At 46.7% G+C, this 9,801-nt stretch carries 7 protein-coding genes and 1 pseudogene; 6 read left to right on the top strand and 2 right to left on the bottom strand.

All coding sequences use genetic code 11. The annotated features are described in order from the left end of the window. From Q0986_RS23020 to secA, 4 genes and pseudogenes are all read left to right on the top strand, one after another. Positions 1 to 84, top strand: a pseudogene (locus Q0986_RS23020) (photosystem II protein D2); the annotation flags it as partial. After that, entirely contained in the window at positions 68 to 1,462 is a 1,395-nt protein-coding gene (gene psbC, locus Q0986_RS16675) for a photosystem II reaction center protein CP43 (protein WP_299412963.1), read from the top strand. The pseudogene Q0986_RS23020 and the gene psbC, both read left to right, overlap by 17 nt. A gap of 197 nt (positions 1,463 to 1,659) precedes the next feature. Further along, entirely contained in the window at positions 1,660 to 1,845 is a 186-nt protein-coding gene (locus Q0986_RS16670) for a PCP reductase family protein (protein ID WP_010477213.1), read from the top strand. A 225-nt stretch (positions 1,846 to 2,070) separates the two neighbouring features. Next, complete coding sequence (gene secA, locus Q0986_RS16665) at positions 2,071 to 4,860, top strand: preprotein translocase subunit SecA (RefSeq protein ID WP_299412957.1); 2,790 nt, start codon at positions 2,071 to 2,073, stop codon at positions 4,858 to 4,860. Here the strand turns inward: secA and Q0986_RS16660 are convergent. Next, a complete protein-coding gene (locus tag Q0986_RS16660) occupies positions 4,857 to 7,652 on the bottom strand; it encodes a GAF domain-containing protein (protein ID WP_299412954.1) in 2,796 nt (931 codons plus the stop codon). The genes secA and Q0986_RS16660 overlap by 4 nt on opposite strands. 295 nt (positions 7,653 to 7,947) lie before the next feature. Here Q0986_RS16660 and Q0986_RS16655 point away from each other — a divergent pair, with 295 nt between their 5' ends. Beyond that, complete coding sequence (locus Q0986_RS16655; RefSeq protein WP_299412951.1) at positions 7,948 to 8,229, top strand: PepSY domain-containing protein; 282 nt, start codon at positions 7,948 to 7,950, stop codon at positions 8,227 to 8,229. Next, a complete protein-coding gene (locus Q0986_RS16650) occupies positions 8,230 to 8,934 on the top strand; it encodes an alpha/beta hydrolase (protein ID WP_299412948.1) in 705 nt (234 codons plus the stop codon). A 602-nt stretch (positions 8,935 to 9,536) separates the two neighbouring features. Here the strand turns inward: Q0986_RS16650 and Q0986_RS16645 are convergent. After that, positions 9,537 to 9,671 carry a hypothetical protein gene (locus Q0986_RS16645; protein WP_299412944.1) on the bottom strand — a complete coding sequence of 45 codons (135 nt, stop codon included), beginning with the start codon at positions 9,669 to 9,671 and terminating at the stop codon, positions 9,537 to 9,539. Between the last annotated feature and the right edge of the window lie 130 nt (positions 9,672 to 9,801).

Below are 9,801 nucleotides of genomic sequence, written 5' to 3'. Positions count from 1 at the left end.
CGTGCTTGGATGGCACCCCAAGACCAAATCCATGAAAACTTCATCTTCCCTGAGGAGGTTCTACCACGTGGAAACGCCCTTTAATCCGTCTGCGGCAGGATATGACCGCGCAACAACTGGCTACGGCTGGTGGGCTGGAAATGCACGCCTCACTGACCTATCGGGTCAGCTGACAGGAGCTCATATTGCTCATGCCGGCATGATGACTTTTTGGGCCGGTGCCATGACCTTGTTTGAGGTTTCTCACTTTATCCCTGAAAAGCCCATGTATGAGCAAGGCAGCATTCTGCTAGCTCACTTGGCTGCTGAAGGATTTGGTGTAGGACCGGGTGGAGAGGTCATTAGCACCTATCCCTACTTTGTGATTGGTGCAATTCACCTTATTGCTTCTGCTGTTCTTGGCTTTGGTGGTCTTTACCATACTTTTAGAGGTCCTGCTAAGTTTGAGGACTTCTCTGATTACTGGGGATATGACTGGGAAGACAAAGAGAAAATGATGCAGATCCTGGGGATCCACTTGATTTTCCTGGGAATTGGTGCTCTTGCCTTTGCTGCAAAAGCGATGTTCTTTGGTGGTCTCTATGATCCTTGGGCACCGGGTGGCGGAGATGTTCGCCTAATTACTAATCCAACTTGGAACTTTGGTACTTTCCTCGGTTACATCACTCGTTCTCCTTGGGGAGAAGGTGGTTGGATTGTTAGCGTCAACAACCTAGAAGACGTTGTGGGTGGTCACCTTCTCGTCGGTGTTCACTACATCTTCGGTGGTGTTTTCCATATCCTTGTTAAGCCCTGGGGTTGGGTTCGTCGGGCCTATGTTTGGTCTGGTGAAGCCTATCTTTCTTACAGCTTGGGTGCCCTATATATGTGTGGCATGATTGCTGTTGGCTACATCTGGTTTAACAATACTGTTTATCCCAGTGAATTCTATGGTCCTACTGCTGCTGAGGCTTCTCAGGCGCAGGCAATGACCTTCTTAATCCGTGACCAAAGGTTGGGTGCAAACATCGCTTCCGCCCAAGGTCCTACCGGCCTGGGTAAGTATTTGATGCGCTCTCCTTCTGGTGAGATCATCTTTGGTGGAGAGACCATGCGTTTCTGGGATTTCCGTGGACCTTGGTTGGAGCCCCTCCGTGGACCCAATGGTTTGGATCTCAACAAGCTCAGAAATGATATTCAGCCTTGGCAAGCTCGCCGTGCGGCTGAGTATATGACTCATGCTCCTTTGGGTGCATTGAACTCTGTAGGTGGTGTGGCAACTGAAATCAACTCGGTGAACTACGTTTCTCCTCGTTCTTGGTTGTCAACGTCTCACTTCTGCCTTGCTTTCTTCTTCTTTGTTGGCCATATCTGGCACTCCGGCCGCGCCCGAGCTGCTGCCGCTGGTTTTGAGAAGGGAATTGAGCGAAAGACAGAATACACATTGTCTTTACCTGACATTGATGCGACAGCAGTTGATTAAGTTGTTTTTGACGGCTTTAATGACTCGCTTTAGCTGAGTGTTTATCAGCAGGAAAGCTCCTACTCAAATTAGTAGGAGCTTTCTTATTAGGTATGACTATCAACCTATTTTGCATAGAAAATGTGCTTATCCAACATTGAAAGTTGTTTAGGATTTAAAATAGAGTTTAGATATGCTCCCATGAGGTAATGCAGACAATGCGCGAGTCTGACTTGACCGATCTACTCCAATGGACTTCAACTGCAGAAGCTAAACTCAAAAACATTCCATTTTTTGCGAGATCCCAAGCTCGACAGAAGATTGAGGCAATTGCTAGGGAGTCAAATTTGGATGTAGTCACTGTAGAATTGGTCGAGCTAGCTCGCCTGGAATTTGGTCAATAGCTCAACGACCTACTCCTAAATTGGCACTAGTCTGTAAGTTGAGCTAGCATTCCTTCCTTTATGAAGGCTAATTTATGAGAGTCAGGACTGATAATACTTAAACAAGCTAAGCGAATATAGTACTTACCTGTCTCAGCTATTTTGCTGGACTGTTGGCTGAAGTCCAACGGGTTGATAAGACACAATTTACATTTCTGATTGGATTGAACTCTACTATCTAGAATCATGCTTAAAATATTATTGGGCGACCCGAATAAGCGAAAGCTCAAAAAGTATCAACCTGATGTGGTTGAGATTAATCTTCTTGAAGAAGAGGTAGAAGTTCTCTCAGATCAGGAATTAAAAGCCAAAACAGATGAATTCAAGGAACGTCTGAAGAATGGTGAGACCTTAGACGATCTATTGCCGGAAACCTTTGCCGTTGTCCGGGAAGCGTCCAAGCGAGTTCTCGGTATGCGCCACTTTGATGTCCAACTTCTAGGCGGCATGATTCTGCATGATGGCCAGATTGCCGAGATGAAGACGGGTGAAGGTAAAACGTTAGTCTCAACGTTACCGGCATACCTTAATGCCCTAACGGGCAGAGGGGTTCACGTTATTACAGTGAATGACTATTTGGCTCGGCGTGATGCTGAGTGGATGGGGCAGGTTCACAGGTTCTTGGGGCTTAGCGTGGGTCTGATTCAACAGTCTATGTCTCCGATTGAACGCAAGAAAAATTACGCTTGCGATATTACCTATGGAACCAACAGTGAAATTGGGTTTGACTATCTGCGAGATAATATGTCGACTTCGATTGAGGAAGTCGTTCAACGCCCGCTTCACTATTGTGTGATTGACGAAGTGGATTCTGTTCTGGTTGATGAAGCACGGACTCCTCTAATTATCTCGGGTCAAGTTGAGCGACCCACAGAAAAGTATTTGGATGCCTCTAAAGTTGCCAATGCGTTGCAACCTGAAGAGCATTACGAAGTGGACGAAAAGGCGCGCAACGTTATTTTGACGGATGAAGGCTTTGTTGAAGCGGAGCAAATCTTAGGCGTTAGTGATCTATTTGATCCTGAAGATCCTTGGGCGCACTATGTGTTCAATGCCATTAAGGCTAAGGAGCTTTTTATCAATGACGTGAATTACATCGTTCGTAATGATGAGATTGTCATTGTCGATGAATTTACAGGTCGGGTGATGCCAGGACGGCGATGGAGCGATGGTCTCCACCAAGCGATTGAGGCGAAGGAAAAAGTCGAAATTCAGAATGAGACGCAAACTTTAGCCACGATTACTTATCAAAATCTATTCTTGCTCTATGACAAGTTGGCAGGGATGACGGGAACGGCCAAGACAGAAGAAGCTGAATTCGAAAAGATTTATAAATTAGAAGTGACGATTGTCCCCACTAATCGCTCTAATCAACGGCAAGATATCTCTGATGTGGTCTACAAGAGTGAAGAAGCAAAGTGGTTAGCAGTCGCCAATGAATGTGCTGAGATGTACGAGGTGGGGCGTCCCATCTTGGTGGGAACCACCAGTGTTGAGAAGTCTGAGGTCTTATCTAAACTGCTACTGGAGCGCAATATTCCTCATAACCTCCTGAACGCCAAGCCGGAGAATGTGGAGCGGGAATCGGAGATTGTGGCTCAGGCTGGACGTGAGGGCCGGGTGACGATTGCCACGAATATGGCAGGTCGGGGAACAGATATTATCTTGGGCGGTAATGCTGAATATATGGCACGCCTTAAGGTTCGGGAATATTTAATGCCTCGGATTGTCCAGCCTGAAGATGATAATCCGTTATCCATGATGCAGATAAAGCTACCCGAGTCTGGCAGTCAGGGTTTTGGTGGAGACGGTCAACAAAAAGGCATGCAAAGAAAAACTTGGAAGGTTTCGCCAGAGATTTTTCCAACCACTATTTCTAAAGATGCCGAATCCTTATTAAAAGAGGCTGTAAATGCGGCTGTTAAACAATATGGTGAGCAGAGTTTACCAGAATTACAGGCGGAAGAGCTGATTGCGGTTGCTTCTGAAAAGGCACCCACAGATGATCCGGTTATTCAAAAACTACGGGAAGTTTACAACCTGATTCTGGAAGAGTATGAAGCCTTCACGAGCAAAGAGCATGACAAGGTTGTCGAAAGAGGCGGCCTCCATGTGATTGGTACGGAGAGACATGATTCTCGCCGCATCGATAACCAGTTGCGAGGTCGAGCAGGTCGCCAGGGTGACCCCGGTTCAACCCGATTTTTCTTGAGTTTGCAGGATAATCTCCTTCGTATCTTCGGTGGCGATCGCGTTGCCGGATTGATGAATGCTTTCCGAGTAGAAGAGGATATGCCCATTGAGTCTCGGATCTTAACGAGCAGTCTAGAAAATGCCCAAAAGAAGGTGGAAACCTACTATTACGATATTCGGAAGCAGGTGTTTGAATATGACGAGGTGATGAATAATCAACGACGGGCGATATATGCTGAACGCCGACGGGTCTTGGAAGGTGAAGATCTCAAAGAGCGCGTCATTGAGTATGCGGAACAAACCATGGATGACATTGTGGAAGCCTATGTCAATCCTGAACTGCCCCCAGAAGAATGGAATTTGGAGCAGTTAGTCGATAAGACAAAGGAATTCGTTTATTTGCTGGAAGACTTAAAAGCCAGCCATATTGATGATCTCTCAATGCCGGAGATGAAGATGTTCTTGCGGGAGCAGGTTCGTATTGCCTATGACCAAAAAGAGTCAGAAGTGAATGAGATGGAGCCAACGCTGATGCGCCAGGCCGAACGGTTCTTTATCCTGCAGCAAATTGATATGCTCTGGCGAGAGCACCTGCAACAAATGGATGCTCTACGGGAGGCAGTTGGGCTCAGAGGATATGGTCAGCAAGATCCGTTGATTGAGTACAAGAGTGAAGGGTATGAAGTGTTTTTGGATATGATGACTGCGATTCGTCGTAATGTGGTCTATTCCCTCTTCCAGTTCCGCCCCCAGAGACAACCAGAACCCTCTGAAGTTGCTTAGCGCTTCGGTCCACTACTGGTTTGCAGAGGTAACGTCAGACGACTTAATATACGTCCATCCTCAAGGTGAGCGAGTTCTATTCGCCCCCCTAAATGTTCAATTAAAGCGTGGCAAACTCTTAGGTATCTACCGGGTGTTTTATCTAATAGGCTTGGGGCCAGCAGATCTCGGGACTTTACGCTTTGGAAATCTTGGATAAATTGGGGATGCAGCTGTCCCTGATCAGTGATGGATAACTCAACCCACTTGGCATTGATCAATCGACACCAGATGTCTATGCGATCGCCCAGCTTAGAGCGCTGACAAGCAGCTAACAGCAATTCATAGAGAACAAGCTCTAGTTTTTGACTGGTTCCAGTTAACGTCGTATTGGTCGTGAGATTATGCACTTGGGTCCATAGTTGTCTAGCCTCAATGATGGGCTCAATGCGTTCCATGGAACGTCGTAAAATACTGGCTAAAGGTGTAGTGTCAGCGTCGAGATTAAGCTGCCAGCCTTCAGTAATCAAGAGTGAGTTGAGATCGTCTACCCTTTGTTTCAAAGGATCTAAATGCTGCTGTGTAGATGGGGCGAGTGCCAAAGCATAAATCTTTTGTAAAGCAGTCTGTAGCTGTTTCGATTCAAATTCTAAAGACCGCTGTTTGTACCAATTCAAACATTCCAAGTTGATCCATTTTCGATGGAGTAAATGCGTTTCACGCAGGGCACGGTAGCGACTGGCCAAGGCTTGCACCAGGGTCTGGATCAACCTTAAATCAAAAGTTTTGTAGACATCATCAGTTGCTGTCCCCAAGATCATTGCACCTAAGGGAGTAGGGGCGTCTGGGGATTGCACAGCTAGAACGATCACCTTGTCTAACCCAGGGCTATTCAACCAGAGACGAGTTTCTGGAGCCAGAGATCTGGCAGCAGCCTTAATCAACGTTTTAGGCGGCTGGGAAGGATCCTCTGTTGAAGTAAACAGTTGCTTTAATAGAGGATCTTGGCGGATAGGGATAGGTGAACTGTCTGTTATAGAAAATTCGGGTGGTGCTGCTTGATAAGCAACGATTCGACCTTGATCCTGCCCAGGCACCCACAACACACCTGCAACGAGGGGGGCATTAAATATATCCGTGATCAGTTCTACCCCTGTCGCCATCAGTTGGGTCGGATCATCGATTTCGAGGAGGGTTTGTAAACCCTTTTGCGCCAGAGAATATAGCTTTAACTGATGTTGTTGCAACAAATAGTCTCGTTGTTTTTGCTCAAAGGTGCCGAGTGTTTGTGCAAACTGCTGTAATAACTCCAGTTCGTTGGGTTGCCAGGTTCGGGTTCGATGGCTACCCAATACGAGAATGGTGTGGGATGACTTACTGCTGGCGGTTGTGCGGCATACTACTAAAGACCGTACCCCCTGACTCATCAGCGATTCTCGCCAGGCTAAAAATCTCAGATCTTCTTCTAGATCCGAAAGTGCGATCGCACCAATATTTCGCTCCAACATTCGTTGATCGACATCACTTAATGGATGTAACGCGCCCAGCAAAGGTCGGAGTTTAGGGCTGTGGTATTGGTATTCAACCCTGAACTCACCTGTGCCCTCATCCTGCTGTAAAAGCATCAATCGTTGGGTTTGCAAATGTCGGCACAGATGCTCTGTTAACTGTTTAAGCGTTTTTGGCCAATCGTTAGACTCCAACATCAATTGGGTAAACTGCCCCATCAACGTGTGAGTTTGTGAGGACACTTGGACGGGTCGCTCCCCGACTGGAGACACCACTGCCAAACTCACTAATTGAGCAGCCGCTTGGATAAACTGCTTCTCCTGTTCCTGCCAGACCCGAGGTTCTATGCCTTCAGCAGATAAAAAGCCAAGCAACTGCCCGTCACCCATAACGGGTGCACACAGCAAGGAACGAGATTTAGTTTGTTGCATCAACCGAAGCGGAGCTTTGGTATTCACCATTCCTTGGCTCTCACTGACTGAGACAATCTGGCCCAGCGACAACGCTTGGCAAAACGCCTCGATCTCCGTCAATTGAACTTCAGCTCTTATGGGACGCACTCGGCCCAAGCGATTCCCTTGGCCTGGCTGATAGCATGATTTCAAACGACAACTATTTTCTTCTAGATCAAACCAATACAGCCCTGTAAAGGTGGCCCCAATCATTTGCTGAGTAGATTGCAACACCACATTCAGGCGGTCTTCCCAATCTGTAAGCGAACTGATCTGGTTGAGGATGGCGTTTAAAGGCTGAGCAGGGGAAGGATCTGGCGGTATTGCCTCTTGATTAAGATGATGGAATGCTGCTCCTAAGGATTTCGTCAGGATAGATAATTGACTATTTTCTTCAACCCGTGGGTTTCTTCCCCAATGAGCCGATCCCAATAACAACACACCCAAAGCATCTTGGCGATATTGAAGCGGATAGAGAACCGCCCCTTGAATCTGATAACGTTGAGCAATCTTCTGCCATTTACCAACGCGGCTTTCTTCCTGCAGATTCATCACTTCAATCGGTTGTCTAGTTAATAACACCTGATCGAACAGATCACCGGGAAGAACAGGATATCGCTGACCAAACGCACTAGACTCTGCATAAGGCACGCCCCCTCCTAAGCCAGACAGCTCAGATTGATCGGCATCATACATAGCAATCCATAGCAGTGGATAATCTAGCTCGGCCCGCAGAAATTGCAATGCACAATCCACCAACGACTCAACCTGTTCTTGATCAAGCAATTGCTCAATCAGGGTTTGAAGTCCCACAAGTTGTTCTTGGCTAGACCGTCCTGCGTGTTGAATCATGTATTGGCCTTTTCAGAGGGATACAAAAACGGACACATTCCTGTTTGAGCGAAGTCTCTTTGTTCTCGTCATTACTTAGTGTTGCCTAACCAACAGCAAACTCTAACAATCCACCTTAAGTTTTCGGTCTAATGCCAAGAAGTAGATCTTCTGTTCGCTTTCAACCTTATGGTCTTCAGCGCTGAGAATTATCCACGCGTTAAGGGTACCCATAGATCGCAGCCAGACGCAGCATAAACCAACTGAGGAACAGAGAATGTCACAATATAGGGCGTAGTAATGATCACTAACCCCAATGGCTATCAATAAAGCCCAAATACGACGATTGCATTATCGAATTGCCCCACTATGGGTGCTTCCCCTCGTTCTCACGTCACTGTCTGGTTCCCTCTATCACGTAACCATCCTCATGGGGACAAGGGCTGACTTCCTTTGGCTAGTGGAGATTCATAAAGGGAACTTCGGGCCTCTGAGATTAGAAATCATCTATCCGTTTATCAATACCTTTGCCGTGCTGATGCTAGCTGGCACTGGCATAACGATGTGGCTGCAAACCCCTCGCAGAAAGCGCTTATAAATGCTCCCCACCGTAATTTTGCCAGGATATCTTGCACCTGCTAAAGACTATTTCAACCTCCAAAACCAGCTAATTCAACTGGGAATAGAGACTGTTGTTGTTCCCCTAAAGCGCAAAGATTGGTTCATTACCCTTGGCGGGCGACCTGTAACCCCTATTTTGGAGCAACTGGACCAAACCATTAAAACGGTTCTCCAACGGACTCAAGCTCCGCAAGTCAATCTTATTGGCCACTCAGCTGGGGGATGGATTTCTCGAATTTATATAGGATCTCAACCCTATTGTGGTCAGGTTTGGCACGCTCAACCTCAAGTCAAAACACTCATTAGTTTGGGCACTCCCCACACCAGTCAAGAAACTTGGACCCAGCGCAACCTCAATTTTGTCAATGACAACTATCCCGGTGCCTTTCATCCTGATGTCAACTACATCTGTATTGCTGGGAAAGCCTTGTATGGCCAACGCAGTTGGCGATTAGGTCAATGGTTTACCTATAGCAGTTACAAAGTCACCTGTGGTGAGGGGGAATGTTGGGGAGATGGAGTGACACCTATCCAGTCCGCGCATTTATCCGGGGCAACTAATCTAATTTTTGAACAGGTTTGGCATTCTCCCCATCCAACCCAAGCAACGCCCAAGAACACGCACTACCAATGGTACGGTTCACCAGAGGTGCTTCAGCGTTGGCACACCTATTTGACCTAGTTAAAGGGGCATCACACCCAACTCTTATATTCTTCTGTCAGAATATAATGCTACTCCCAACAGGGTGAAGCCAAAATAGCAGATCAATTTAGCTGGTAAAACTCAATTGCTGAGAACGATGCAGATGGGTGCCAGGAAAAACCAAGGCATGATGAACCGTTTGTTGCCTGGGATATTTCGCTTGAGTTAGGAACAGATCTGGCTTTACGGATGGGACTTCTATCCAGCAGTGAGGACAGAACCAGCTCACTTGATCAGACCGGATTTGTCGTAGCAATTTACGGGAACAGCAAGGACAGTCAGTCATGGGGGGCTCGGGAATAACTGCAGGCAAAAAACGAATTCTGCAATTTCTTTAGGTGCAGTGTAGTTCGGAACCATGAGGAACTTGTGAGGATCAGCAAAATCACGTCCTATCTGCCTCAGCTAAATCGGCATGTTTCGTCCTATTTACAAAAGCTATATGCCTATGACTTTTCAAATGTCTTGCGAATTCACGGAATTTCAGGATTAAGAGCTTGAGTTTGATTGGCATTATCTTCAGCCATTGCCTCAGCTGCTAAATCCGCGAGTAGAGTCTGGGAACTTGCAAAAGCAGCATCCTATTTTGCTTCATCTTCAAGTTCTTCCATAATCAAGGTTGCGATCTCATCCTGCTGTTCGACTGAAATCGCATTCTGTTGTTCGTCAGATAATTTGGAAACCTTGGTAATAGCTTGTTGAAAGAGTTCAGTCATAGCGCTCTCGCCCAATCCTTATCAATCCCGCTTGTGAGTTATAAGTATTTCTGGTGTATGAGGCCGTAGATAAAAAAAGGCGTATCCTTCTGGACAAGCAAACGTACAGAGAGAATACACCATGACTCAA

The organism is Acaryochloris sp. IP29b_bin.148 (assembly GCF_028285565.1).
Taxonomy (GTDB): domain Bacteria; phylum Cyanobacteriota; class Cyanobacteriia; order Thermosynechococcales; family Thermosynechococcaceae; genus Acaryochloris.
Note: the sequence above shows the minus strand (reverse complement) of the source record. Positions and strands in the feature narration are given on the sequence as shown.